Source organism: Terribium retamae (genome assembly GCF_022347545.1).
GTDB lineage: Bacteria > Pseudomonadota > Alphaproteobacteria > Rhizobiales > Rhizobiaceae > Mesorhizobium > Mesorhizobium retamae.
In genome coordinates this window covers 1-26,820 of record NZ_JAKREW010000015.1, presented here as the reverse complement: position 1 = coordinate 26,820, position 26,820 = coordinate 1, and the positions used below count along the sequence as shown (strand labels likewise).

Sequence of the window (26,820 nt, the reverse complement as noted above, 5' to 3'; positions counted from 1 at the left end):
GCGGAGATGGCAGTTGGAAAGACCCGAAATACCGATCGGCTTGCCGGCGGACATCGAAGATAAGAAGGAACGCGCGCGCATCTGGTTTGAGGAATTGCGCGACCGCATCTGCTCCGCCTTCGAAACGATTGAGGGCGAACTGGCTGGTCCGCAGGCCTCCTGGGCTCCAGGACGCTTTGAACGAACGCCCTGGGAACGTGAAGAAGGCAGGGGCGGAGGCGGCATCATGTCCCTGATGCATGGCCGTGTGTTCGAAAAGGTCGGTGTGCACACTTCTACCGTCTACGGCGAATTCTCGCCGGAATTCCGCAAACAGATACCCGGTGCCGAGGAGGATCCGACCTTTTGGGCCAGCGGCATCTCATTGATCGCGCATCCCTGGAACCCAAATGTGCCGGCCGTGCACATGAACACCCGCATGGTGGTCACCTCCCGGCACTGGTTCGGCGGCGGCGCCGACCTGACGCCGGTGCTCGACCGCCGCCGCACCCAGGACGACCCGGACACGCTGCGCTTTCACCGGGCCATGCAATTCGCCTGCGAAAAACACCCGGCTGTGGCGGACTATCCCAGGTTCAAGGACTGGTGCGACGGGTATTTCTTCCTGCCGCATCGCAACGAGGCTCGTGGCATCGGCGGCATCTTCTTCGACTGGTTGCATTCGTCGGAAGAAAAAGGCGGCTGGGAGGCGGACTTCCGCTTCGTGCAGGATGTTGGCCGCGCTTTCCTGGTCGTCTACCAGCATCTCCTGCGCGGCAATTTCAACGAAAACTGGACCGACGGGGATCGCGACGAGCAGTTGGTGCGGCGTGGCCGCTATGCCGAATTCAACCTCCTCTACGATCGCGGCACGCTGTTCGGGCTGAAGACCGGTGGCAATGTCAACTCCATCTTGTCCAGCCTGCCTCCGCAGGTGAAGTGGCCCTGAGTTTCATCACTTTATCTCCCTCTCGCCATTTTCATCGCAACCAAAACGGAGGGTGCGTGTTATGCTGGACCTTCCAGATGACGAGATAGGAGGACTCCGATGAAGGAATTTCATTGCGGCTCGCTAGTCCCCGGCTGCGAATGGCATACCCGCGCCGAGGAAGAAGCGGAGGTCATGCGCCGTGCTGTCGAGCATATGCGAGAGACCCATGGCGAGACTATCATCCGCGAAACCATGATCGAGGCGATCCGCTCGCGTATCGACAAGGTTCGCGACGCGGCCTGATTAAGGCGTTTTGAATGCGCCCCAGGGCGTGCTGAAAACACACCTCAATCCGCCGCAAGCATTTCGGCGGCGCGTTCGAGCAGCGCGCCGCGGTCAGGCTGGAAGCCCTTGTCGACCCATTCCCCTTCAAGATTTTTGAGCAGAGTTCCGAATTTCGGCCCTGGCGGTACGCCAAGAGCGGAAATATCGGCTCCCTTGATGGGAAATGCCGGCTTTTCCCACTTTCCTGCGAAGCCAAGCAGGCGCGCATAGCCCCCCGCTTCGACCAACGCGCCGTCGTTTGTCGCAACGCGCGCACGCGCCGAAGCAAGCGACAGTTTGAGCCGGTCGACGATGGCTTGCCGGTCGCCGAGATAGAGCGTCTTGGCCAGCGCGCCTTCCGTCATTCTCGCGTCGATCGCCGGAGCGAGCGCCCAACGCTGCAAGCGGTTTCCCTCTTCCGTCGAAAAGCGCAGCCGTTCGGCAAGCGTCTTCATGCGCGCAGCGTCCGGGGGCACAATTGCCTCCAGTCTCAGCAGTGCTTGTGGCGACCATCCGAGATCGCGCTCAGCGGCGACAAGGCCATGGACGGCATCGATGCCCCATTTTTCGCTTTCCGGGAGGACCCGCGACAGCACGCCGGCCTGGCGCATCCACAACAGCGCCCGCGAAGGGTCCGGCGCGGATAACAGTTTCTTGAGTTCCGTCCAGACGCGCTCCGGTGAAAGCCTGTCGAGCCCCTCCTTCAACCGCGCGCAGGCCTTCAGGCCTTCCGCATCCGGGCGCCCCGCTCCGTACCAGGCGAAGAAACGGAAGAAGCGGAGAATCCGCAGATAGTCCTCGCGGATGCGTTTTTCGGCATCGCCGATGAAGCGCAACTGTCGTGCCTCGATGTCGGCAATGCCGCCGACCAGATCGACAATGGTGCCATCGGCCTTGGCATACAAGGCGTTGATGGTGAAATCCCGCCGCTCGGCGTCGGCTTTCCAGTCGCGGCCGAACGAAACCTTGGCATGGCGGCCGTCCGTTTCGATATCGGCCCTCAGCGTCGTCACTTCATAGCCTTTGCCAGCCGCGACGACAGTGATCGTGCCGTGGTCGATACCGGTTGGCACGGCCTTGAAGCCAGCCGCCTTGACACGCCGCATCGTCTCGTCCGGAAGCGTGGTGCTGGCAACATCGATGTCCGCCACTGGCTCGCCGATCAGGGCGTTGCGAACAGCGCCGCCTGCGATCCGTGCCTCCTCGCCATCGCCCGAAAGCACTTCGAGTAGCCGCTTGAGATGTTTGTCATTCAGCCAGTCGGCCTTGTCCGCGATGGAGACCTGGCTCATCAAGCATAAAGCCTTTCGTAAAGTGTGCGAATGATACCTGCCGTCACGCCCCAGATGCGTTGCCCGTCATAGGGCATTTCATAGAAGAACCACTCCAGGTCGTTCCAGAAGCGGCTGTCACGACGATGGTTGGCCGGATCCATCAGGAAGGAGAGCGGCACTTCGAAGGCGGCATCGACTTCGTCATGGTTCAATGTGAGCGAAAACCCCGGTCGCACGATCGAAAGCACCGGCGCGATACGATAGCCGCTGCCCGAAACATAGTCGGGCATGCGTCCGATGACCTCGATGAACTCCCGTCCGAGCCCGACCTCTTCGTCCGTCTCGCGCAGCGCCGCGAATTCCGCGGAGCGGTCGCCGCTGTCGATGCGGCCGCCTGGAAAGGCGACTTGCCCGGTATGGCTGCGCAACGTCTCGGCGCGCTTGGTGAGCAGCACCGTCGCCTGGGGGCCGCGATCGATGACGGGGATCAACACCGCAGCATCCCGCAGCGGCTCGCTCCGCTTCAGGCGCGGATGACCGGGATTGAAGCGATGGTCGCCATCCTCGTCCGGATGGATGATGAAATTTTCTTCGCGTGCCGCGCGCGCCCGGAAATCGGCGGCCGAAAACAACGCGGGAAGCGGTTGGTCCATCAGGCACTCAACTCCGCAAGCCGTGCCGTCGGCATGATCGGATAGGTTTCTCCATTCGAACGCACCGCAAACATCGAAACACCGTCGACGACGACCTCTTCGCCGTGGCCGACCAGTTCATACATCACCGGCCGCGACACGAGCGCCTCCAGCCGCCCACGCACCAGGACATAGGGCTTCAACCCCCCGGTCTCGGGCTCGTCGACGAAGCGTAGTGGGTTGGACGGCCCAACTTCAACGACGTCGCCGACATTCGTGCGGAAGGTGATGATTTGATCGTCACCCTTGCCGGAAACATCGACCTCGACGGCGACAAACGGCGCATCGATCACGCGGATGCCAACCCGCTCGACGGGCGTGACCAGATAGGTCCTGCCATCGGCATCCTTGCGCAGCACGGTGGAGAACAGCTGCACCAGTGGCATGCGGCCGATTGGCGTGCCGAGATAGAACCAGGTGCCGTCCTGGCGGATTTCCATGTCGATGTCGCCGCAGAAGCGCGGATTCCAGCGCTCCACCGGCGGCAACCCCTTGCCGACTCGCGCCGCGCGCGCGACCAGCGCTTCCAGCCCACGCGCATCCGCAACGGCTGTCATGCTGTCAGGCGTCTGTCCGGAAGCTTCTGTCATCGTCACGAAATAGTCACTGTTGTTGCGCTTGTCAGCCGTACACGGTCAAATAAGCTCGGGGCCAGAGCCCGGCGACGGCCGAATCGCCGCATAATGAACGCTGAGATGATGCGGGCCCATGTCTACAACAACAAGGCTGTCCCCAACGACAAGGATCGATGCCTGATGAGCGTGATAGTCAAGGAAAGCCCGATCGACGAAAAACAAATGATCGCCGAGGCGGAGAAAGCACTCTCCGACATCTCGCGCGTCCGCGACGGTGTCGGCAAGGTCATCTTCGGACAGGAGAGCGTGATCGAACGCACGCTGGTGGCGCTTCTGGCTGGCGGACACGCCTTGCTGGTAGGTGTGCCTGGCCTCGCCAAGACCAAATTGGTGGAGACGCTGGGAGTGGTGCTAGGCCTCGATGCCCGTCGCATCCAGTTCACCCCCGATTTGATGCCGTCGGATATTCTGGGTTCCGAAGTGATGGAACAAGATGATATCGGCAAACGTTCGTTTCGCTTCATTCGTGGGCCGATCTTCGCGCAATTGCTCATGGCGGACGAAATCAACCGTGCCTCCCCGCGCACGCAATCGGCTCTCCTGCAGTCGATGCAGGAATACCACGTCACCATTGCAGGCGCCCGACACGATCTGCCCGCGCCCTTCCATGTGCTCGCGACCCAGAACCCGCTGGAGCAAGAGGGTACTTACCCGCTGCCGGAGGCACAGCTCGACCGCTTTTTGATGCAGGTCGATATCCTCTATCCCGAGATCGAGGCCGAGCGGCGTATCCTGCTTGAGACCACTGGCATTGACGAAGCGAAGCCCGAAAATGTGCTCGACCCGGTGCGGCTGCGTGCCATACAGACCCTGATCCGCCGTATGCCGGTACCCGAAAGCGTCGTCGAGGCGATCCTCAAATTGGTGCGGTCGGCCCGCCCTGGTCAGGGCGATGCCGAGACCGACAAACATATCGCCTGGGGCCCCGGGCCGCGCGCCAGCCAGGCGCTGACTTTGTGTGCTCGCGCCCGTGCGCTGTATGATGGGCGCCTTGCGCCATCGGTCGATGATGTCAAAGCACTTGCCGAGCCTGTGTTGCAGCACCGCATGGCGCTGACCTTCGCGGCACGCGCGGAAGGCATGAGCGTGCGTGATGTAGTGGCAAAGCTGACCAAGGGACTTTAGGTAAAGGCCTGATGGCGAGGATAGGTGAGGCACAGGCACCGGTAGCCGCGCGGGATGCGCTGGCCAGGGGGCGTCTGCGTGCTTCGCTGGTGCCGGATTTGCTGGTCGAGGCGCGCCGCATCGTCAATACGGTCATCGCCGGCTGGCATGGCCGCCGCAAACGCGGCATCGGCGAAGACTTCTGGCAGTTCCGCCCCTATGTCGAAGGCGAGGCGATTGCCAATATCGACTGGCGCCGATCGGCCCGTGACGACCATATCTATGTGCGCGATCGCGAATGGGAGGCTGCTCACACCGTCTGGCTGTGGGCCGACCCGTCGCCGTCCATGCTTTACAAATCAGCGGGCGCCAGGGTTTCCAAACAATCCAGGGCGCTGGTGCTGACGCTTGCCATGGCTGAATTGTTGTCGCGCAGCGGCGAGCGCATCGCCTGGCCCGGCCTTGTCGACCCGTTCATCAATCGCAACGGCGCCGAGCGCATCGCTTCGCATCTGACCCAGGCTGGCACATTGCCTGCCAAGCCGGACTTCTCCGGAATCCGCCGTTTTTCCGACGTCATCCTGGTCAGCGACTTTCTTGATCCGAGCGGCGAAACGCTCGAATGGCTAGACGGGTTGGCACGCCGCGGCGCACGTGCGCACCTGGTCGAGGTGGCAGATCCGGCCGAGGAGACATTTCCCTATGCCGGGCGCACGGAATTCACCGATCCAGAAACCGGTGACAAGCTGATAGCCGGCCGCGCAGAGATCCTGGCCGACGAATATCGCAACCTTTATATCGCTCGCCGTGAGGCGGTTGCCGCGTGGGCGAAACGCCTGGGCTGGAGTTACACGGTCAACCATACAGATCGCCTGGCTTCGGAAGCGCTGGTGGGCCTCCACTTGGCCTTGAGTTCCGAGGATAGCCATCTCGGAAGGGTCGGCGCATGAGCTGGCTTCCGCTCTCCTTCGGCGCGCCGATGCTCCTGTGGGGATTGATTGCCCTGCCGGTCATCTGGTGGCTCCTGCGTTTCACGCCGCCAAAGCCGCAGACGGAGGTGTTTCCACCGCTCAGGATCCTAGCCAGGGTTCTGAAATCCGACGACACGCCGAACCGCAGCCCCTGGTGGCTGACACTGTTGCGGCTGGTAATGGCGGCGCTCGTCATCTTCGCGCTTGCCGAACCGGTATGGAACCCTCGCGAGCGTATTCCAGTCGGAGGCAATCTGCTCGCGCTTGTGATGGACAATGGATGGGCAAGCGCGCCCGACTGGGACGAGCGGGTCGCGACTGCCAGCCGCCTGATCAATGACGCAGAGAAGAAGGAGATGCCGATCATCCTGGCCTTCACTGCGGAAAAGGCCAACCAGCAGATCGGCCCCTACAGCGCCGCTGAAGCGCGCAACCGGCTCAATGCAGTCAGGCCGCGTCCCGTACCAGCGGACAGGCAAGGTGTTTTCCTTGCCGTCGCCAACACGATCGGGGATAGTGCGGGTGTAACATTGGCGCTTCTGACCGATGGTCTTGCCGCAAAGGACGATGCCAAGGCTTTTGCGCCGCTCCTGGAGCGCAGGCTCGCGAACATCGTATGGGCCGCGCCCGGCCGCCTCGACATGGTCGGCCTTACGGCTGCCGACAACGGACTCGATCGTTTCAGTGTCACTGCGGTGCGCGCACCGTCAGGTGCCTCGCCTCGCTTCATGACGGCCGGCGCGTTCGATGAAAAAGGTAGGCGCATCGGCGATGCCGCCATCACCTTCCGCCCCGGCGACACCTCAGCCTCCGGCGAGATCGTCGTTCCTTTCGAATTGCGCAATGATTTTGCCTCCATTGCGCTCGACGGTGAAAATCAGGCCGCTGGCGTGAGGGTGCTGGACGGTACGGCAAAACGGCGCCGCGTCGGCTTGCTGTCCCAGGCACCGACGGATGACACGCGACAACTGCTCTCTCCACTCTATTACATCCGCCGGGCGCTGGAGCCCTCGGCCGACATCATCGAGCCGAAGAGCCCGGACTTGCTCGAGGCCATCCCGCAGCTCCTCGAACAGAAGCCCGCAGTCATTGTCATGGGCGATGTCGGCACCATACCGGAGGCGACGCGGGAACCACTCATCAAATGGATGCAGAACGGCGGCACGTTGATCCGCTTCGCCAGCACACGCCTGCTGACTGCCGGCAATGACGAAGAGCTGCTGCCGGTGAAGCTGCGGCTTGGCGAACGGCAGCTCGGCGGCGCCTTGTCCTGGACCGAGCCGCAGAAAGTGACGGAATTCCCGTCGAACGGCCCGTTCGCAAAACTCGCGCCGCCCCAGGACGTGACGGTAACGCGCCAGATCCTGGCAGAACCGACGCCGTCGCTTGCTGAACGCACTTGGGCCACGCTGGCCGACGGCACACCTCTGGTGACCGCGGACCGCCGCGGCAAGGGTATCGTGGTCCTCTTCCACATTACCCCTTCGGCGACCTGGTCCAACCTGCCGATTTCGGGCAGCTTCGTGGAAATGCTGCGGGCGATCGTCCAGCTATCACGCAACCAGGGCGCAGCGGGAACCACCACCGAAGGCGTCCCGGCCGCTTCGTTGCCGCCATACCGGATGATCGCTGCGGACGGGCAAATCGAGCCACCCACCGGCGACGCGAAGCCGCTGCAGACAGGCAAGGGCCCGCTCGCTGTGACAATCGAGAACCCGCCTGGCCTCTACGGTACGGAGGATGGTGTCTTCGCGCACAACCTGCTGACGGCCGATGCCACGCTGGCACCGATCAGCAGGCCGACGACATCAGTTCCCGTCATTGCCGAAAGCTACGCAGCCGACGAATCGCGCGATATGAAAGGACCGCTCTTGTTCGGCGCACTCGCCCTGTTGATTCTGGACGGCCTCATCGTGCTTTGGCTTGCAGGTCTGTGGCGCCGGAATGCCCGGCGAATCACGGCCGCGGCCATCGCACTGATCCTGCTTCCCGCACTTCTCCTGCCTGTTTCACCGGCATCGGCCAATGACGCCAAGCCGGATGATCAACAGGCGATCGAAGCGACAATGGTGACCCGCCTCGCCTATGTTCTGACCGGGAATTCCAGCATCGATTCCGTCAGCCGGGCCGGCATGACCGGCCTCACCCGTTTCCTGCGCGAGAAGACCGCGCTTGAACCTGGAGAGCCGACGGGCGTCAACGTCGAGAACGACGATCTGGCGTTTTATCCCCTCATCTACTGGCCAGTGGATGCAAACGTACCAGCGCCGTCGCAGGCTGCGATTGCCCGCATCGACGAATATATGAAGAATGGTGGCACGATCCTGTTCGACACGCGTGACCAGTACGCCACTTCACTGGAGACCTCGACCAGCCCGGCGACCCTGCGTTTGCGCGAAATATTGGGCAATCTCAATGTCCCGCCGCTGGAGCCGGTCCCATCCGACCATGTGCTGACCAAGTCTTTCTATATCCTCAATGATTTCCCGGGACGCTTCGCCGGAAGCCCGCTTTGGGTCGAAGCCTCGCTGGAAGCGAGCAACCCCGACAACCGCCCCGTCCGGACCGGTGACGGCGTTACGCCGATCATGATCACCGCCAATGATTTCGCCGGGGCCTGGGCGGTCGATGGCAGTGGCAGCCCGCTGCTTCCCACGGTCCCGTCCGACCCGATGCAGCGCGAACTGGCATTCCGCTCCGGCGTCAACATCATGATGTATATGCTGACCGGCAACTACAAATCCGATCAGGTTCATGTTCCGGATCTGTTGCAGCGGCTGGGACAGTGACATGAACTGGTCTGTCGCCTTCGAACCCCTGCTTTCCTGGCCGCTGCTGGCAGCGATGCTGCTGCCGCTGGCGCTTATCGCCGGCGTCGGTCTTTGGTTCCGACAGCGCGGCGCCTACCTGCGGCTGGCGGCACTTGCAGCTTTCGCGCTCGCCCTTCTGAACCCTGTCCTGCTCGATGAGGAACGCGATGCCTTGAAAAGCGTGGTTGCTGTCGTCGTCGACCGCAGCCAGAGCCAGGATATCAACGACCGTGCAGCACAGACGGAAGCCGCGCTTGCCGGCCTGAAGGAGAGGCTTGCCCGCTTCAAGCAGTTCGATGTGCGTGTTGTTGAAGCGGGCAAAAGCGGAGCGGCCGAGGAACGCACCGAAACGCGGCTGTTCTCGGCCTTGAACGGCGCACTGCGTGACGTGCCGCCGTCCCGCGTTGCCGGCGCGGTGATGATCACGGACGGCGAGGTCCATGACGTGCCGGCAGGACGTTCAGATCTCAATGCACCACTGCATGCACTGATCACCGGCCGCGAGGGCGAAAAGGATCGCCGTGTCCGCTTTGACAAGGCCCCACGCTTCGGGTTGGTCGGCAAGCCGCTCGACATGACTTACCGTGTCATTGCCACCGACGGCGCAACCGGTCCGGTGGAGGTTCGCGTCTCCGTCAACGGCCAGCAAGTGGCCGTCGAACGCGCCTTCATCGGCCAGGAAATGCCGCTGCAGGTGACGATCCCGACCGCTGGCCGCAACATCGTCGAACTCGCCATTCCAAAGGAAGACGGCGAACTGACCGACGTCAACAACCGCACGATCGCGCTGGTCGACGGCATCCGTGAGAATCTGCGAGTGCTGCTGGTCTCCGGAGAGCCGCATGCCGGCGAGCGCACCTGGCGCAATCTGCTGAAATCCGACGCCTCGGTGGATCTGGTTCACTTCACCATCCTGCGGCCACCTGAAAAGCAGGATGGCACACCGATCAACGAACTGTCCCTGATTGCCTTCCCGGTTCGCGAACTTTTCATCGAAAAGATCAATGAGTTCGACCTGATTATCTTCGACCGTTACCAGCATCGCGATGTGCTGCCGACCCTCTATTACGACTACATCACCGAGTATGTCGAAAACGGCGGCGCCTTGCTGATTGCCGCAGGCCCTGAATATGGCGGCCAGGCGACGATCGCACGCACGCCGCTGATGGGCGCCCTGCCCGGCATGCCCACGGGCGAGGTCATCGACAAGGGCTTCTATCCGCGCCTGACCGATCTCGGCGGGCGCCATCCGGTCACGCGCGGCCTCGACGGCTCGCAGAACAATCCACCCCGCTGGGGTCGCTGGTTCCGCACCATCGGTATCGACCGTCCGGAAGGCGAAGTCGTGATGAAGGGGGCGGATGACCGCCCGCTGCTGGTCCTCGACCGCAAGGGGGAAGGTCGCGTTGGCATGCTGTTGTCAGATCAGGGCTGGTTGTGGGCACGCGGTTTCGAAGGCGGCGGTCCTTATGTTCAGCTCTATCGCCGCATTGCGCACTGGTTGATGAAGGAACCCGAACTCGAGGAGGAGCGCTTGACCGCTGACGGTCGCGGCATGACGCTCGAAGTCCGGCGCCAGACCATGAGCGAGGATCCCGGTTCCGCGCGTATCATCACGCCATCCGGGAAGGCGCTGACGATCACGCTGCAGAAGTCGGAACCCGGTATCTTCAGCGGCAGTGTCGAAGTGAACGAGATCGGCCTCTATCAGGTCGCCAGCGGCGACCTCACTGCGTTGGCGCATGTCGGTCCTGTCAACGCTCCAGAATTCGGCGATGTCGTCTCGACGGAAAGTCGATTGAAACCCGCCGCGGAAGCTACCGGCGGCAGTGTCAGGCGGCTTGCAAGCGGTGCAGGCAGCGATGTTTCCTTGCCTTCTGTCGTCCCCATCCGCGATCAGGCCGCGGCAGCGGGGCGCGACTGGATCGGCCTGCGTACCACCGACGACAGCGTGCTGAAGGCAGTTTCCCGCGTGCCGCTGTTCGGCGGTTTCCTCGGCTTAGGCCTGTTGCTTCTGGCAATGGGCAGCATGTGGTATCGCGAAGGCCGATAGACTTGGGCCTGGAAGTTCGTGCCGCAAAAACGATCTGCGCTGCCTCGGAGCATCGACAACAAGAAGGCCGCTCTCCGGATTTCGGAGGCGGCCTTTCCTGTCCAGCCAAACAACTTCAACAAAAGTGAGCGGCGGTTTCGCGTTCCGGAGTTTCGGAGAAACAACAGTTAGAGCGTCTTCGCGGTTCGAAGAAAGGCAAGCACTCTAACTGGGAAACCATGCCTAGGCCTTCTTGGCGGCCTTGTGGACATGGTGGATGTGGTGCTTGCTGGTGTGGTGCTTGCGAAGGTGATGCTTGCGCACATGATGCTTCTTGTGAGCAACGCTGTGATGGCGATGCGCCTTCTTGTGCACGACGTGCTTGGCGGCGGGAGCAGCATTCGCCGCGCTTGCGCCGAGAACCGGCATCGAGAAAGCGAGCGCAACCGCAAGGCCGAGAGCGGAAAGGATAGACTTCTTCATGGGTGTTGTTCCTGATTGAGCGGGCCTGTCCAGCGGCGCGGCCAAAAGCCAATTGCCACCAGTCTTAACGAACCCTGTCGCTGGAGCCGAACAGAAGGCCGAACCGTTTCCGGCATAAGCCTGCTCTGCGCGTCGAAGCGCCTTTCCGCTGTGGCCCGCATGGCCGCGGCAGGTCTAGGGAATGGCAAGGCCGCCTCCGTGAGGGGGATCGAAGGCGGCCTCGAGGTAGCCAGGACGAATTACATCGTCTTCTTGGCTTCAGCCTTCTTGGGGGCCTTCTTGTGCTTCTTCACCTTCTTGGCCGCGACCTTGTGGACAGGCTTCTTGGCGGTCGTGGTAGCGGCCGCGGCCGGAGCAGCCGTGGTGGTCGCGGTCGCCGAGGCAGCGTTGGCGACGGAGGTTCCGAGGACCGGCATCGAGAAGGCGAGAGCAACGGCAAGGCCGAGAGCGGAGAGAAGGGTCTTTTTCATGATCAGCTTTCCTTTGTGCGCAGGTTGGGTGCAAGTGTCACTGGCTGGGGTCGTCCGGTGTCACTCCAAGGAGCTTCAGTGCGTTGGCGAAGGTCCGGATGCCCTGTGCCTGCTTGTGATCGGCGCAGTACCGGGTCGCCTTTTTCTGGAGCACCTTTGCCTGGGCGGCCTGCACCGCCTTGGCGTGGTTTTCGATGGCCTCGTCGAGTTGTCGACTTAGCCGGCTGCAACGTTCGCTCCGCGTGATCGCCGCCTCCGCATTCGAATGTCCAACACCGATCATGGCGAGCGAGATGCTGAACAGCGCTCCCATCCATCGGCATGAACTTCTCTGCATGATCGGTGTCCTGATCTCCCGGTTGCGAGGCGCCGCGACCGGTGTCCTGGCCGCTGCGGATATCGTTATGCCATTGATTTTTTTCGGAAGTTTTTCTGGATTGTTGAATCTTGTTTCTGGATTGTTTCTGAGTGCATTTTGTCGGCCCGCTGGCCAAGACACTGGTCCAGCCCTATCCTATAAGGCGCAAATCACGGGCTGGAGCGTTTCCGTTTTTCTCGGAAACGCGGAAACGCTCAAACTGTTGTTTGCGCAATTCCGGGCGGAAAACCGCTGCGCACTTTTCCTGAATTGCTCCAGCGGCTGGCCGAAAGACAGGTACCGAGTGAAACCCGATCCGCATATTCTCATAGTCGATGACGACAAGGGCATCCGCGATCTGCTGCAGGAGTTCTTCGAGAAACGTGGCTTGCGCACGTCCGTGGCTCGCGACGGCACCGAGATGGAGACCATCATGCGGCGCGGTCAATTTGACCTCGTTATCCTCGACGTCATGTTACCTGGCAAAAGCGGCCTGGAACTCTGCCGCGAGTTGAGAAGCGCCAATCAGAACATTCCCATCATCATGTTGACCGCGGTCAACGAGACCACGGATCGTGTCGTCGGTCTCGAAATCGGAGCGGATGACTATGTGCCGAAGCCCTTCGATCCGCGCGAGCTTCTCGCTCGTATCCGCGCCGTTCTGAGGCGCAACACTGGAGTTGCCGAAGCGAAACGCTTGCCTGCCCGACAAATCTATCGTTTCGCCGGCTGGACCATGGATTGCTCGCGTCGCAGCTTGGTCGCACCCGGCGATGTTCGGGTTGAACTGACAGCCGCGGAGTTCAATCTGCTGCACACATTCGTAAAGAGCGCGCAGCGCGTTTTGACCCGCGATCAGCTCATCGAACTTTCCGGCGGGGATGGCGCGATCGCCTATGACCGCAGCATCGACATCCTGGTCAGCCGATTGCGGCGCAAGATGGAAGACGACCCCAAGACCCCCAAGCTGATCCAGACAGTGCGCAGCGGCGGCTATCAGTTCATTCCCGAGACCATCAACGAATGAGGCGGTTCCTGCCCCAGACCCTGCCTGCCTGGGTCCTGCTGGTAGTGATCGCCAGCCTGCTCGTCAGCCAGGTGGCAACGCTCTATATCGTCGCCCGTGACCGGGCGGCGGCGTCCGACATCGTCGATTACTACCGGCTGAACGACCGCGCCTTCGCCGTTGTCCAGTTGCTTTACGCCGCGACACCAGCGGATCGCAAACGCATGGCATCGGGCGTCGCCAGCACCAGCTATGCGCTGACTGTTTCAGACATACCGGTCGTCGCCTCTTCGATCGCCCAGGACGACCAATTGGCCGAACTGGAAGATATCCTGGTCAGTCGCCTGTCGCGTTTCGGTGTCACGGAGGCAAGGGTGCGGCGTGACGCTGCAACCGAATCCGAAAAGCCGCCACGCAGGCGGGGTACAGACATTGGTGAGGTGGAGAAGGATCTGCTGGCGCTGTCTGCCGGTTTTGCGCACAGCGACAAGCTAACCGCTTCAATCCAGTTTTCCGACGGGCAATGGTTGAATTTCACTGAACCTATCATCCCGCCGGGACCTGTGCTGAGCCCCGAAAGCTTGCCTCTCTACGGTGTCATGGCTGCATTGGTGGTGGTTATGTCGGTCTGGTCCATCCGCCGCTTGACCGCACCCTACAGGATCATGGAAACGGCGGTGAAACGCATCAGCAAGGACTTGAAAAGTTCTCCCATCTCCGAAGCCGGCAGTCGTGAGATCAGAACGGCTGCGCGTGCCATCAATGTCATGCAGTCGCGGCTGCGCGAATATGTCGAGGACCGCGAGCAACTGGCGGCCGCGCTCGCGCATGATCTGCGCACCCCGCTCACGCGCATGCGTTTGAGGCTCGCGCTCCTGCGCAAATCGAAGCTGCGCGACGACCTCGCCAAAGACGTTGGCGATATCGAGGACATCGCTCGCTCGGTCGTCGACTTCGCGACGTTCGAAGTCGCGGACGAAAAGAGCGAGCGCATCGATTTCGTTTCGCTGGTGGAGTCTGTCGCAGACGGCTTCCCGGAGGTTATGCTGGACGATGACGAACTGCCCTCACGCGAACTGATCTGCATTGCGAGACCGATCGCGTTGCGGCGCTGTGTCACCAACCTTGTCCAGAACGCAGTCACCTACGGCCACAAGGCTCAGCTCAGCCTGCAGCATTCGATGACTCAGGTCGCGCTGGTCATCCACGATGAGGGCCCAGGCATTCCGCAAGCCAAACTCGATGCCGTGTTCAGCCCGTTCATTCGCCTGGAGAAGTCACGCAGCCGCGAAACCGGAGGATTGGGTCTGGGCCTGACGATCGCCCGCAATATCGCACGCGCGGCCGGCGGCGAAATCTATCTCTCGAACCATCCCGAAGGCGGCCTTCGGACCGAATTGCGCTTACCCCTCGCGGCCTAGATGCGCCGGCACGTCGTGCGAACGCGTCGGCGCTATGCCGTACGCCTCAGCGGCGCAGAACCGCCGAGAGTACGTCGCGGATGCCGATGGCTCCGACGAACCGCGACTGATCGTCGAACAACGCCACCGGAGCGGTCTGGGACCGATGCATGGCGAGCATCACCGTCTTCAGGGACGTGCCGGGCGTTGCCCAAAATACCTGCGATTTTTCCTCCGGCTGGCGTTCCACATCCGTACAGGAGGTCCACACCGCGGGCTTGCCGTCGCGCTCTGCTGCCGTCACCAACCAGTTGCTGTCGATCTTGAAGCGGGTCGTTCTGCGCCGATCCAGCCAGATCCAGCCATCTTCCGAGGTCTCCAGATCCCGGCGATCACGCATGACATTCCAGGCGGTCAGCACCGAAAGTGGATTCACATTGGAGATGAATTCGCGCACATAGTCGTTTGCCGGTTTCAGCACGATATCTTCCGGCGGACCGGACTGCACGATGCGGCCACCTTCCATGATGGTGATCGTGCTGCCGATCTTCAGCGCCTCTTCAAGATCATGGCTGACGAAGATGATGGTCTTCTTCAGGGTCGTCTGCAGCTGCAGCAACTCATCTTGGAGCTTGGTGCGAATGAGCGGATCAAGTGCGGAAAAGGGTTCGTCCATCAGAAGGATCGGCGCTTCGGTGGCAAAGGCGCGCGCCAGGCCGACGCGCTGCTGCATGCCGCCCGAAAGTTCATGCGCATATTTCTTTGCCCAGGGATCGAGATTGACAAGCTTGAGCTGCTTCTCCACGCGCGCCTTGCGTTCGGTCTCGGGCACGCCCGCGAGTTCCAAGCCGAAACCGACATTTTCCTCCACCGTGCGCCAGGGCAGCAGGCCGAACTGCTGGAACACCATGGCCACCTGGTGCTGGCGCAGTTGACGCAACGTCGCTTCATCACAGGAGACGACGTCAACCATGCCGTCGCCATTCTTCACCATCACCTGGCCTCGGCTGACGACGTTGAGCCGGTTGACGGCGCGCAGCAACGTTGACTTCCCGGAGCCCGAAAGTCCCATCAACACGGAGATCTCACCTTCATTGACGGTGAGATTGGCGCCGGCACAGCCTAGGACATTGCCCGTCTGCTCCAGGATTTCAGCGCGCGTTGCGCCCCTGTCGACCATCGCAAGCGCATCGCGCGTATCGGGACCGAAGACGATATCGACATTCTTGAAATCAACGGCGACGGTCATTTCTTGCCTCCCACGCCGATACGGGTCATCCGGTCGAGCACGATCGCCAGCACGACGATGGCAAGACCCGCTTCAAGACCGAGGTCGATCTTGCGCGAACCCAGCGCACGGTTGATTTCGGTACCGAGGCCACCTGCCCCGATCAGCGCTGCGAACACCACCATCGACAACGACAGCATGATGCATTGCGTCAGCCCCGCCATGATGGTCGGCAACGCCGCCGGCAATTCGACTTTCCACAGCAGCTGGCGTTTCGTGGCGCCGAAGGCTTCGCCGGCTTCGATGATCGCTTTCGGCACAGAGGTGACCCCGAGATGCGTGAGACGCACGGCCGTGGGAATCACGAATATGATCGTGACGATGAGGCCTGGAGCGTTGCCGAGGCCGAACAAGGTGAGCACCGGGATCAGATAAACGAAGGTCGGCAGGGTCTGCATCAGATCCAGTACCGGCAGCATGAATTTGTAGACCTTGGGCTTGTGCGCCGCCCAGATACCGAGCGGCACCCCGATCGCCATGGACGCGATGGTGGCGGCGACGACCAGGACAAGCGTCTGGACGGTCTGCTTCCACAGACCTTGGTTGATGATGAAGAGCAGGCTCAGCAGGACTCCGACCGCCAACGCCTTCGAGCGCTGCAGCCACCAGGCAAGCAACGCGATCAGAAGAACGACGACCACCGGCGGCATCATCAAGAGCAGGTCGACGACGCCGTCGAGCAGCGAGTTCAGCCCGCTCGAGAAGCCGCGGAAGATGCTGTTGAAATTGTCGGTGAGGAAAGTGAAGAACGCCTTGCCCCATGCACCGACCGGAATCTTCCAGGCGACCAGGAAATTCGAAACGGGATCCATCTGCTCTCCCTCTCCATGCCTCCGTCCACCCTCGAGGCATCCCTCATCTTCTCACAGCCTACGAAAAAGGGGCAGCCCCACACACGAACGGCTGCCCCTATATGTCGCCCGCAAAGGGCGGTTGGGTCAGCCGCCGATCGCGCTCTTCACCGCCGCAGCCGCATCGCCACCGTCGAAGGTCGTTACGCCGGCAAGCCAGGGTGTGACGACATCGGGGTTCTTCTTCAGCCAATCCTTCGCGACGTCGTTCGGCGCGCCACCTTTCAGGATCGCATCCATCATCTGGTTTTCCGCCGACAGTTCAAATTTCAGGTTCTTGAAAAAAGTCCCCAGATTCGGGCATTCGGTCGCATAACCCTTGCGCACATTGGTGTGTACGGTCGCGGCTCCGAATCCTGAATCGCCCATGCCGTCAAGATACGAGATCTTCATCTCGCCCATCACCGGATGCGGGGTCCAGCCCAGAAAAACGATCCATTGATTGTCCTTCATGGAGGTTTCGGCTTGCGTCAGCATTCCGGCCTCCGAGGATTCGACCAATTCATAACCGTTCAGGGGCGACCCTTGTTTGGCAATCATGTCAAGGATGATACGGTTGCCGTCATTGCCGGCCTCGATGCCGTAGATCTTGCCGCCGAGCTTTTCCTTCACCTCCGGTTTTGCAAGATCGTTGAGCGACTTCACACCGGCCTCCGCCATATAGGTCGGAACCACCATCCCATAGCCGGCACCTTCCAGGTTGGTGGCAATGGTTTCGACAGAACCGTCCGCGGCATAGTCCTTGATATCGTTGGTCTGGGACGGCATCCAATTCCCGAGGAAGACGTCGAGATCCTTGTTCTTCAGCGAAGCATAAGTGACCGGCACTGAAAGCTGAATGACCTCGGGCTCGTAACCGAGAGCGGTGAGCAATGTGGCGGCCGTACCGGTCGTCGCCTGCACGTCGGTCCAGCCGACATCGGAGAGGCGCACCTTCTTGCAGCTTTCGGCGTCGCCAGCGAAGGCCGCGCCGGTGGACAGGAGCGCGGCAAGGCTAAAACCTGCGATGATGGACTTCATGCGTAACATGAACTTTCTCCCATTGTGTTTGTTTGGCGAAGCGGAATCCGGCGCCTGGCCTTGTTGTGTCAGCCAAACACCATTTTTGTGTTGTTTCAAGCACCAGGAGGTACGATTGACGGCGCGCATTGGCCGATCAGCGACACGGCCGAGCTTTTTTGGTGGAAGGCCGGAAAGCGCCCCTCCCCGCAGCGTCTAACTTCTGCATAAAGGATCATGGCCAAGCTCTACTTCAACTACGCAACCATGAACGCAGGCAAGACAACCATGCTCTTGCAGGCCTCGTACAATTACCGCGAGAGCGGCATGACCACGATGCTGTTCGTGGCGGGCCACTATCGCAAGGGTGACATAGGCTTCATCTCTTCGCGGATCGGCCTTGAAGCCGGGGCGGAGATGTTTCGCGACGGCGACGACCTCTACGCCCGCATTGCAGAACATCACGAACACACCACCGTGCACTGCGTCTTCGTCGACGAGGCGCAATTCCTGGAAGAGGAGCAGGTGTGGCAGTTGGCCCGCGTTGCTGACCGGCTCGGTATCCCGGTAATGTGTTATGGACTGCGGACCGACTTCCAGGGCAATCTTTTCACCGGTTCACGCGCGCTGCTGGCCATTGCCGATGACCTGCGCGAGGTCCGCACCATCTGTCGCTGCGGACGCAAGGCAACGATGGTCGTGCGCCTCGGCGCCGACGGCAAGGTCGCAAAACAAGGCGACCAGGTGGCGATCGGCAAGGATATCTACGTATCGCTCTGCCGCCGCCATTGGGAGGAAGAAATGGGGCGCGCCCAGCCTGACGATTTCATCGGCTTCTCGCGACCTTGAGGCGACTTCGCCGGCATTAGGTCCCCAGGCTGCGGCCAAGAGTACCATGGCCGCCCCCCAATTGCTGCTGATAGGCTCACCTTGTCGCCATCGATCCGAGGAATGATCATGCAACGCCAGGCACTCGGCCCAGCCATCGCAGCTTTCACCATGCTCATCGCCCTGCCCGCGCTCGCGGAGGGCGATGCCGTCGCCGGCAAGAAGGTGTTCAATAAATGTGTCGCCTGCCACGACGCAACTTCGGAAAAGGACAAGCTCGGGCCGCATCTGCTCGGTGTCTTCGGCCGCACTGCCGGCACCACGCCAAGCTATCTTGCAAGATACTCGCAAGCCATGAAGGACGCCGGTGCCGCCGGACTCGTCTGGGACGACACATCGCTTGCCGAATATCTGCGCAGCCCGAAACAGAAAGTTCCCGGCAACAAGATGGCCTATATGGGCCTGAAGGACGATGCCGAAATTGCCAACGTCATCGCCTATCTGAAGGCCGCCCCCAAGCCCTGATCCGAAGCAATCGTCGCCAGCATCGCCATGAGTGGTCGTGCTCGCGACGAAAGCAACGTCTGCGTCTTTCAATCGCCAATCGCCCCACATATATTCGCCATCGACTGCCGCGTGCAGTGTAGGCTTGCCACCACTAGGGGGATCTGATGGCGACATTGCAAAACTTCGACACCGAAATCGCCAAGACCAGACAGGTCGTCGAAGACATGCGTTCCAAGATCGAGCAATCCGGTACCGTGCTCGACACGCTTGCCAAGGCCGATCAGAAAATCGGCGATGCCAATTTCGACATCGAGAATGCCCGCATCCAGGACGTTCTCAAGCAGCAGAAGACCATGGAAGCCAATATCGCCGATCTGATCATCGGCCTTGAGGACGCGACCAATGTCTTCGGTTCCGAATTCGAGAGCATGAAGAACTATACTGGCTGGGAAAGCTTCGTCGGCATCTTCTCGGCACAGAAGAAACAGCGCATGCGCACCGACCGCGTGCGCAACATGTCGCTCGCCGGCAACCTGCAGGAGCTCCTGGCCAAGTCCGACACGATCGTCGGCATTCTGAAGGCGCAGAAGGAGGTACTCGATCAACGCTACAAGACCTCCGAGGCCAGTCTTTCGCAGGTGATCGAACGCCGCAAGGCGACCATGGCCGAACTCGAAGCCGTGCAGAAGCGAATTCAGGAATTGAATCCGCTGCTGCTGGACATCGAAAACAAGATTGCCGCCTCGACCAGCCAGAAAGATCGCACCGGGCTGGAAAGCGAGCGCACCAAGCTCGCCACCGAATACAATGAGCGTCAAGCCAAGGAACAGGAATTGCTGGCGGCCAGCCAGACGCTGGAACGCTACACGTCCATGTTCCAGACCTTCGTGGATTCGCTGAACAACCAGATCGCCGCGCAGTCGACACTCATCAACAAGCTGACCATCGATACCGAACAGCGCATCGTGCTCTATAAAGCGCTTGAGGATTCGCTGAAGACAGCCGCCCAGCAGGATGTCGCGCACAAGATCAACACTCTGGGCTCGCAAGTCGACACTACCGCTGAAGAGACGATGGCAGGTATCGGTGCGGCCGCCCAGAAACACATCGGCGACCTGCTCGAAATGCATGAGAAGAACATGGTGGCGACAGCCGACATCCAGCGCCGCAAGAAGCTGGCGGACGATGCTTTCGCACGCCGCTTCGACGACGTCATGAAGAAGCACAATTCAGCGAACTATGTGCAGTCCTGACCTCGGCAGGACTGTTCACACCTATCGATGACTTTTCGTAACCCCATCCAGCGTCTTTCTCCCTTCGAGGGAGCAAACGCATGACCATCGAAACCGATGCGGCCGAGCGCTATTTCTCGGCCATAACGGCGGCGTTGTCCGGTCTCGAGATCTTCATGCGCGATGACCGCTCGCCGCTGTACCGGCATGGTATCGTCGCCAAGATCGTGGCCGAGTACATCAGCCGCCTCGACAAGTCTTTCACCTGCTGGCGCAACCGTCTCGGCTTCATGGAGACATTCAAAATCTCCCGCGCCGAAAGCGGCTATCCGGTCTTCCAGAACCTGCTTGAGCTGGAGAATGATCGTCGTCAGGCTGACAGCCGGCTTGCCACCATCCCATCCACGCGTGAGCTGCGCTCTGAGATGGCCGACTTCATCCTGCGCCACAAGGAATTTCCAAAGACGCTGCAGAAATCGATGGCGGAGAGGCTCTATCTGGAAGACATCAAGAGCGGCGAGACCTTCGGCCCCTTCACCTTGGCACAGACAGCCAAGGTCTCTGTCAATCCGAAATCCGGCCTGCCTTACTATCTGGTGCATTGGGCAAGCTTCGACGGCACCGCCAATCTGCCACTGATCTATATGGTGACGGTGGAGGATTCATCCGACGACATCGTGCGCCAGTTGGTCGGCAAGGATGGCCGCCTCAACGAGGATGTCGAGATACCGCTGCCCGTGGATGGCCTGCTGAACCCTGACCTCGCTCGCCGTTTCGACGACTTCACCGAAAAGAACTCCTCCTATTCACTGACGCCGCTGACCATAGCGGTCAATCTCGACAAGGATTTCGAGCCGCTGCATCCCAAGCAGCTGCGGCGCGTGATTCTCGGCCCCTTCTACTCGGCCGGCATCACCGACAACAATTCGACCGTGACCGAAGTGCTGGCCAAGGTGCGCAAGCCGGAGAATGCCTGGCTGCTCACCTGGACCATCCAGGAAATCTATTCGAAGGGCGAGAAACCGGGGCGTCGCGGCCTTTTCTCCAGCGAAAAGACCACCCAGGAATTTTTCATCAACACCGATGACCTGGAAGCAACGCGGCAGGGCGTTTCGAGTTTCGAGAACCACGCGCTGGTGCCGCACGAAGCTTATCAGGCACTCTATGCCGCGGGCGAAACCCAGAAGATATTCAACGGCTACAAGGTGCACATCCTGTCCGGCGGACGGGTGATTTCGGACGTCTAGAGCCACTGCGTAACGAGGGACAGAATGGACACCGGGCTGACCACCATTCCGGAAGCCGATATCGAAAAGCACCGCGCTACCGCGCAGAGCTTCATCACCCGCATCGTCGTGCTGGAGGATTCGTCGGGAGAATCCGGCACCGCGCTTGCGGGGACAGGTCGCCGCTTTGTCTCCACTGTTTCAGCTGGCTCGCTGCGCAAAACGCGAGAAGTCGAACTGCAAAAGACGGTTGCCTCCACACGGCCCGACGATCAGTTGCTGTCAATCCCGCAGCACACGCTGCTTTACCGCGCGCGGCGCGGCATTGCCGTAGCGCTGGCGGTATCGGACATCTTCGCGCGATCGACCGATCTCGAAAGCCTGCAGGCGCAGAACGCACGCTCACCGCTAGAGGGTGAACAGGCCACCCAATTCAAGAAACTGCTCTCCGCTTCAGCCTATGTCGCCGCCTTCACGCTCGCCTCCTACCTGTCCCAACTCATCGACAGCGATGGCGAGGCGCCGAACGATATCGCCGAGCCGGACTTCCTGTTCGACACGCCGCAGGATGCGGTGAAGTCCCTTGTTGCGGGCCTCGACAGGGTTCTCGCCGGCACCAAGGACGATGCCGATCTCCTGACTCGCGCCAAAAGCTTCGCCCGCGTCGCCATTGACGGCCTGCTGACACGCAAGGGCCGCTTCGACGGGCTTGACGCCTTCGAAGACACGCACATTCGCATTGATGCCGACGACTTCACGATCGACGGCTTCGATGTCGCGCCTGGCAAGAAGTCGAAACCGCTCGTGATGACCTTCAAGAAGCCGGAAGAGGTCGTCGGCAATCACATCGCCAAATACCAGTCGGTGAAACTGGCCAAGATGCTGATGGCCTACGACTTCGACCGGGAGCTGAACCCGTTTGTCGAGCTCGGCGGCTTCTTGTTCACCTTCATCGGCGACGGCGCACCGGGCACCGGCAAGACGACGCTGATCCAGATGATCGCCGGCCTGATCAACGACTATTGCAAGGTCGCCGGCTATCCCTTCGCTTATGAGAATTTCGGCGTCGACCAGATCTCGTCCTATCAAGGCAAGTCCGGCCAGAATTGCCGGCAGTTCATCAACAATGTGCTCAACCCGCGCGCGATCGGCTTCGGTACCATCGACGACATCGACCAGGTCGCGGCCAAGCGTTCCGACGATCGCGCCTCGGCCGGCCAGCAGGAGATCACTGGCGTCCTGATGGACGCCTTTGCTGGCGCCGGCACGGTGGTGCGCGGCAATTGCGCCTTTGGCATGTTTTCCAACTACCCCGAAAACGTCGACGATGCGTTGCGCCAGCGCGCCGGTGCCCGCTGGCTGGTCGACGGCCCGCAGACCCGCGACGATTATATCGACATTTTCGTGCTGCTTGCCGGCAAGAACCACAAGATCCCGCTCGGTGAGCACAAGCTTTATGCCGCCCAGGAGATCCAGCGCGCCGTGGCGGAAGCCTATGAAGGTCACGACAAGCCGCACGAAGATGGGCTGATGAAGGTCTATGAGCGCTTCATCAAGGAAAGCGGTCAGCCGAAAACACTGGAAGATGTCGGCAGCTATCTGCATCTGATCAAGGAAGCCGAGCCACGCTTCACCGGGCGCGCTATCAAGAACGTCACCGATGCCATCAAGATGCGCGCCATGGACATCGAACTGCCTGATGAGTGGTTCGAAAAGCCCGAAGCCTTCATGCACAAGAGCTACGATGACAAGAAGGCGATGATCGAGGAACTGCGCCGTCCATTCGACATGGACATGATCATGCAGGAGATCAACCGCTACGCCGATTCCGAATTCCGCTATGCCGACAAGTCCGACGATGCGGCGGTCGACAAGCTGCTTCGCGACGCTCGCCTGCGCGAACGCGCAGCCAGGGAGATGGAGGAGTTGAAGAAGAAGGGGCTGTGGAACGCGTAATTCTTCCCTTCTCCCCGTTTACGGGGAGAAGGTGTCACGAAGTGACGGATGAGGGGCAGCGCCATGCGCGGCAGCAATGAAGCCAGAACCTCAAGAGCTCGGCTGCTTCGGCGCGTAGACAATGAGGCCGAGGAAAAGCTCTGGTACGAACTTCGCGGAAGGCGCCTGAATGGCTACAAATTTGTCCGCCAGTTACCGATCGGTCCATATTTCGCGGACTTCGCGTGTCGCGAAGCAAACCTTGTCGTTGAAGTTGATGGCAGCCAACATGCGATGAGTCAGACAGATCGCTTCCGAGATGAAACCATGAATGGAAATGGGTGGTCCGTATTGCGGATTTGGCATGCAGATGTTCTCAAAGACCAACGCTCGGTCTTGAACACGATTCTTGCCGCACTCAATGGCAGTTTGAACCAGAAGATGACTTCCCACGAGATCAAATTCTTGCCTGCGTCAGCCGGTGTCGAGAACCAAGCATGACCTGTGCCGCCCCTCATCCGCCCTTCGGGCACCTTCTCCCCCTAAACGGGGAGAAGGAATAATGGATCTCCTGCGCGACAACGAGCTCATCTACGGCCGCCTGCTGCCGATCGACGAGCCGCATCTCATCGATCGCTACAACAAGGCGCTGAAGGCGTTCGGTTTCAAGCCGACCAAGCTGAAGAGCTTCCATGTCGACCGCACTGGTTTCTCGCCCGAGATCGCCGAGGAATGCAAGGACTACGACTATCTCGATCCCAACGGGATCAACCGCCGTTTCATCATCCTGACGCCTGCGCAGATCGACTTGCCGGTCGTACACACGGCTTTCTCGAACACCTCGCAGCTGATGTTCGAGTTCATGTCGAAGAACAGCCGCGCCATCGATGCGCTGACCATCAAGGACGTCATCTACGGCGAGATCGAGGATTCGGTCTCGACAGTAAGCGATATCGAAGACCTGCTCTCCATCAACCAGGTGGAGTTTCGCGTCCTCTCGGCAGAGGATGTGCTTGGCAAGGCTTCGGAGCTCGGCACGCTGGTCGACCGGCTGAAACAGGAGCCTGACGCCTGGCGCGATAACAAGATGCTCGAACGTATGGTGGAACTGGCCAAGGTTACCGGCGACATTCGCGAAAATGCGCTGGTCCCCGATCAGGTCATCTTCCGCCACAATGCCTATTGGACGAGTCATTTCGGCGGTCTCTATGTTTTCGTCGACCCGGACGTGACGACGGTCATCGGCGATCCGGCAGCCCCGGGATTCCGGCGTTCGCGACCGTGGCAAGTCAGTTACCTGTCGATCAAGGATGCCGACGCCGTCTTTCGTTTCCTGGCCAGCAGCGGCCGCATCGAACTGCCGCGCGCCTCCTGGATCGAGAACTCGGGCTATCTCGAACATCGCGCCGAAATGGTGGTGCGCAATCTGATCTGGCAGGCCGACCCGGATCGCAATCTTTCCAGTGTCGACAAGGTTTGGCTGCAGACCTGGATCCACAACAATGCCTCGGCGATCAATCGCGACGGCGACTTTCCATTCCTCAATGCCGCCAAGCGCGAAATCGGCCAGCTCGGCCAACTGAAGATCGAGGATGTGCAGCCGAGGCAGCGCTTCCTGGTGGTGCGCGCCAAGCCAAGACACGCCGATGCCTGGCTGACCAACCGGCTGATCTCCGATTTCGTGCCGTCGGACTTCGTTTCCCGCTACGTCTTCAACAAGCAGGGTTTCTACAAGGACTATGAAGGCTTCAGCGGCGCTTGGCGATCGCATGTTGTCGACGTTCTGAAAACCACATATCTCAGGGACAAGGACGCGTTCAGGAACCGTCTCTATGGCCTGACCGACTAGGGGGTGTGACCGTATGCTCGATCCGATCGTGAATTTCATCACCCGGATATTCCAGTGGATCGGCCGCGGTATCGGCCTCCTGATCGGCATCATCCTGTGGCCATTCATGTGGCTCGGTCGCTGGTATTTCCAGCGCGGCTGGATCCTGAAGACGGTGGTGGGCGTCGGCCTGCTCATCCTGGCAGGCCTCTACGCCAATCTCATTTATGCGACGCAGTGGTGGAATAATTTCGATCCCAACTATGTCGACAAGTACAAGTTCGAGAGCCGCAACGTTTCGGCAGGCGAACAAGTCACCGCCGGCGGCGGCACCGATACCACAAGGTCGTGCGGCCGCTCCGCCATCGCCGATGTCACCGCCGATCTGACTGACCTCAACGTGAATCAGAACGCCTGGATCTCGTCGATGATCCTCTACAAGGTCGGCCTGTTCGGCCTCGACTGGGACAAGACGCCGTTCATGGACAACAAGGCCTCGTTCCAACGCGGCATCAATCAGGCGGCACGGCGTACTGCCACTGAGCTTGCCGACAATATGGGCCGGGTGCGCACCACCTCGCAGATCGACAGCGATCTGCAGGACGCGCGCGGAAACCTCCAGTTCGATGAATACACCTGGTATTTCGGCCTGAGCCCGTTCGGCCCCAAGACGCCGACGCCGAGCTATTACCGCGACGCCATCAGGAAGCTGCGGGCGTTCAATACCAAGCTCGCCAACTGTCAGGCTGTCTTCGACGCTCGTGCCGACAATCTCAAGCAGTACATCGACCGCATTTCATCGGACATCGGTTCGACTTCCGCGATCCTCAAAGATCGTGCGGAGAACTACAATTATGGCTTCTTCGACGCGCGCGCCGACGACCGCTTCTGGTTCGCTTATGGCCAGCTTTATGCCTATTACGGGTTGATGAAAGCTGCGGAGGCCGATTTCGAGGACGTTATCAAGCAGAAGAACCTGAAAAGCCTTTGGGACACGATGGACGCCCAGTTCGTTTCGGCGCTACGCATCCAGCCCTGGCTCGTCGCCAACAGCGACGAGACCGGCATCTTTGCTACACACCTGACCACCATGGGCTTTTATGTCCTGCGTGTCCGCTCCAACCTGGTCGAGATCAGCAACGTGCTGTCGCAATAGCGAATAGCGAATAGCGAATAGCGAATAGCGAATAGCGAATAGCGAATAGCGAATAGCGAATAGCGAATAGCGAATAAAGTTAGCCGGTTGCGATGATGTCGCAAGCTGGATTGCGAATACGACTGCGCCTTCCCCTATTCGCTACTCGCCATTCGCTATTCGCTGCGAACACCCCTGTCGCATTTCGCGTATTGCGCGGCTGTTTTGAGACGGCGGGAAGAGCCCACACTCGGCTTCTATGCCGCACGACACCGGCGGCGAATGCCGCGCCTGCCACCTGACGATTGGGAGATCACCGGATATGGCCGAGTACAAGAGTGACATTGAGATCGCGCGTGGGGCGAAGAAGCAGCCGATCCAGGCGATCGGCGAGAAGATCGGCATACCGAACGAGCATCTTCTGCCCTATGGCCATGACAAGGCCAAGGTCTCGGCCGAGTTCATCAAGTCGGTGAAGGGCAACAAGGACGGCAAGCTGATCCTGGTCACCGCCATCAATCC

Annotated in this window: 26 protein-coding genes; 17 read left to right on the top strand and 9 right to left on the bottom strand. The window is 60.5% G+C overall.

The window, feature by feature from the left end; genetic code table 11:
- Positions 1-13: 13 nt before the first annotated feature.
- Entirely contained in the window at positions 14-928 is a 915-nt protein-coding gene (gene hemF, locus L4923_RS16020) for an oxygen-dependent coproporphyrinogen oxidase (RefSeq protein ID WP_239366805.1), read from the top strand.
- A 99-nt stretch (positions 929-1,027) separates the two neighbouring features.
- Entirely contained in the window at positions 1,028-1,213 is a 186-nt protein-coding gene (locus L4923_RS16015) for a DUF1059 domain-containing protein (RefSeq protein ID WP_054310583.1), read from the top strand.
- A gap of 44 nt (positions 1,214-1,257) precedes the next feature.
- Here L4923_RS16015 and L4923_RS16010 read toward each other — a convergent pair whose 3' ends face one another.
- Genes L4923_RS16010 through L4923_RS16000 form a run of 3 tightly spaced genes read right to left on the bottom strand, consistent with a single transcriptional unit; the run spans position 1,258 to position 3,790 of the window.
- A complete protein-coding gene (locus tag L4923_RS16010; RefSeq protein WP_239366803.1) occupies positions 1,258-2,526 on the bottom strand; it encodes a CCA tRNA nucleotidyltransferase in 1,269 nt (422 codons plus the stop codon).
- Entirely contained in the window at positions 2,526-3,161 is a 636-nt protein-coding gene (locus L4923_RS16005; RefSeq protein ID WP_239366802.1) for a CoA pyrophosphatase, read from the bottom strand. Before L4923_RS16005 ends, L4923_RS16010 begins: the two co-directional genes overlap by 1 nt.
- Entirely contained in the window at positions 3,161-3,790 is a 630-nt protein-coding gene (locus L4923_RS16000) for a DUF1285 domain-containing protein (RefSeq protein ID WP_239366972.1), read from the bottom strand. Before L4923_RS16000 ends, L4923_RS16005 begins: the two co-directional genes overlap by 1 nt.
- A gap of 165 nt (positions 3,791-3,955) precedes the next feature.
- On the opposite strand from L4923_RS16000, the gene L4923_RS15995 reads away from it, so the two are divergent.
- The 4 genes from L4923_RS15995 to L4923_RS15980 are packed head-to-tail and all read left to right on the top strand — an operon-like array spanning position 3,956 to position 10,773.
- The gene (locus tag L4923_RS15995) at positions 3,956-4,960 is read left to right on the top strand and encodes an AAA family ATPase (protein WP_239366970.1); all 1,005 of its coding nucleotides are present in this window, start codon (positions 3,956-3,958) and stop codon (positions 4,958-4,960) included.
- A gap of 11 nt (positions 4,961-4,971) precedes the next feature.
- Positions 4,972-5,889, top strand: coding sequence for a DUF58 domain-containing protein (locus L4923_RS15990; protein WP_239366801.1), 918 nt, complete (start codon positions 4,972-4,974; stop codon positions 5,887-5,889).
- On the top strand, positions 5,886-8,699 hold the full coding sequence (locus L4923_RS15985; RefSeq protein ID WP_239366800.1) for a DUF4159 domain-containing protein: 2,814 nt from the start codon (positions 5,886-5,888) through the stop codon (positions 8,697-8,699). Before L4923_RS15990 ends, L4923_RS15985 begins: the two co-directional genes overlap by 4 nt.
- 1 nt (position 8,700) lies before the next feature.
- Complete coding sequence (locus L4923_RS15980; RefSeq protein ID WP_239366799.1) at positions 8,701-10,773, top strand: hypothetical protein; 2,073 nt, start codon at positions 8,701-8,703, stop codon at positions 10,771-10,773.
- A gap of 222 nt (positions 10,774-10,995) precedes the next feature.
- On the opposite strand, the gene L4923_RS15975 is transcribed toward L4923_RS15980, so the two are convergent.
- From L4923_RS15975 to L4923_RS15965, 3 genes are all read right to left on the bottom strand, one after another.
- Complete coding sequence (locus L4923_RS15975; RefSeq protein ID WP_239366798.1) at positions 10,996-11,235, bottom strand: hypothetical protein; 240 nt, start codon at positions 11,233-11,235, stop codon at positions 10,996-10,998.
- Positions 11,236-11,474: 239 nt separating this feature from the next.
- Positions 11,475-11,705: a hypothetical protein gene (locus tag L4923_RS15970; RefSeq protein WP_239366797.1), complete on the bottom strand. Its 231-nt coding sequence runs from the start codon at positions 11,703-11,705 to the stop codon at positions 11,475-11,477.
- A gap of 37 nt (positions 11,706-11,742) precedes the next feature.
- A complete protein-coding gene (locus L4923_RS15965) occupies positions 11,743-12,042 on the bottom strand; it encodes a hypothetical protein (protein ID WP_239366796.1) in 300 nt (99 codons plus the stop codon).
- 325 nt (positions 12,043-12,367) lie between these two features.
- Between L4923_RS15965 and L4923_RS15960 the strand changes: the two genes are divergently transcribed.
- Both L4923_RS15960 and L4923_RS15955 read left to right on the top strand, forming a co-directional pair.
- Positions 12,368-13,090 (top strand): response regulator, encoded by a 723-nt coding sequence (locus L4923_RS15960; RefSeq protein WP_239366795.1) that lies wholly within the window; start codon positions 12,368-12,370, stop codon positions 13,088-13,090.
- The gene (locus tag L4923_RS15955; RefSeq protein WP_239366794.1) at positions 13,087-14,490 is read left to right on the top strand and encodes an ATP-binding protein; all 1,404 of its coding nucleotides are present in this window, start codon (positions 13,087-13,089) and stop codon (positions 14,488-14,490) included. Before L4923_RS15960 ends, L4923_RS15955 begins: the two co-directional genes overlap by 4 nt.
- 46 nt (positions 14,491-14,536) lie before the next feature.
- On the opposite strand, the gene choV is transcribed toward L4923_RS15955, so the two are convergent.
- The 3 genes from choV to choX all read right to left on the bottom strand — a co-directional run bounded on the left by choV (position 14,537) and on the right by choX (position 17,637).
- Complete coding sequence (gene choV / locus L4923_RS15950; RefSeq protein ID WP_239366791.1) at positions 14,537-15,718, bottom strand: choline ABC transporter ATP-binding protein; 1,182 nt, start codon at positions 15,716-15,718, stop codon at positions 14,537-14,539.
- Positions 15,715-16,569: a choline ABC transporter permease subunit gene (choW, locus tag L4923_RS15945; protein ID WP_239366788.1), complete on the bottom strand. Its 855-nt coding sequence runs from the start codon at positions 16,567-16,569 to the stop codon at positions 15,715-15,717. The genes choV and choW overlap by 4 nt, the downstream gene beginning before the upstream one ends.
- Positions 16,570-16,695: 126 nt before the next feature.
- The gene (gene choX / locus L4923_RS15940) at positions 16,696-17,637 is read right to left on the bottom strand and encodes a choline ABC transporter substrate-binding protein (protein WP_239366786.1); all 942 of its coding nucleotides are present in this window, start codon (positions 17,635-17,637) and stop codon (positions 16,696-16,698) included.
- A gap of 207 nt (positions 17,638-17,844) precedes the next feature.
- Here choX and L4923_RS15935 point away from each other — a divergent pair, with 207 nt between their 5' ends.
- The 9 genes from L4923_RS15935 to L4923_RS15895 form a co-directional block, all read left to right on the top strand.
- On the top strand, positions 17,845-18,456 hold the full coding sequence (locus L4923_RS15935; RefSeq protein ID WP_239366784.1) for a thymidine kinase: 612 nt from the start codon (positions 17,845-17,847) through the stop codon (positions 18,454-18,456).
- A gap of 108 nt (positions 18,457-18,564) precedes the next feature.
- A complete protein-coding gene (locus tag L4923_RS15930; protein ID WP_425530959.1) occupies positions 18,565-18,960 on the top strand; it encodes a c-type cytochrome in 396 nt (131 codons plus the stop codon).
- Between the two features lie 146 nt (positions 18,961-19,106).
- Positions 19,107-20,195 carry a hypothetical protein gene (locus L4923_RS15925; RefSeq protein ID WP_239366782.1) on the top strand — a complete coding sequence of 363 codons (1,089 nt, stop codon included), beginning with the start codon at positions 19,107-19,109 and terminating at the stop codon, positions 20,193-20,195.
- A gap of 80 nt (positions 20,196-20,275) precedes the next feature.
- A complete protein-coding gene (locus L4923_RS15920; protein ID WP_239366780.1) occupies positions 20,276-21,421 on the top strand; it encodes a hypothetical protein in 1,146 nt (381 codons plus the stop codon).
- Positions 21,422-21,445: 24 nt separating this feature from the next.
- Positions 21,446-23,356: an AAA family ATPase gene (locus L4923_RS15915; RefSeq protein WP_239366778.1), complete on the top strand. Its 1,911-nt coding sequence runs from the start codon at positions 21,446-21,448 to the stop codon at positions 23,354-23,356.
- A gap of 63 nt (positions 23,357-23,419) precedes the next feature.
- Positions 23,420-23,836: an endonuclease domain-containing protein gene (locus L4923_RS15910; protein ID WP_239366776.1), complete on the top strand. Its 417-nt coding sequence runs from the start codon at positions 23,420-23,422 to the stop codon at positions 23,834-23,836.
- A gap of 61 nt (positions 23,837-23,897) precedes the next feature.
- Positions 23,898-25,184, top strand: a complete 1,287-nt coding sequence (locus L4923_RS15905) for a DUF6638 family protein (RefSeq protein ID WP_239366774.1) — start codon at positions 23,898-23,900, stop codon at positions 25,182-25,184.
- Between the two features lie 13 nt (positions 25,185-25,197).
- The gene (locus L4923_RS15900; RefSeq protein WP_239366772.1) at positions 25,198-26,319 is read left to right on the top strand and encodes a DUF2333 family protein; all 1,122 of its coding nucleotides are present in this window, start codon (positions 25,198-25,200) and stop codon (positions 26,317-26,319) included.
- Between the two features lie 301 nt (positions 26,320-26,620).
- Positions 26,621-26,820, top strand: a 200-nt coding sequence (locus tag L4923_RS15895) for a formate--tetrahydrofolate ligase (protein ID WP_239366769.1), incomplete at its 3' end; no start/stop codon positions are given.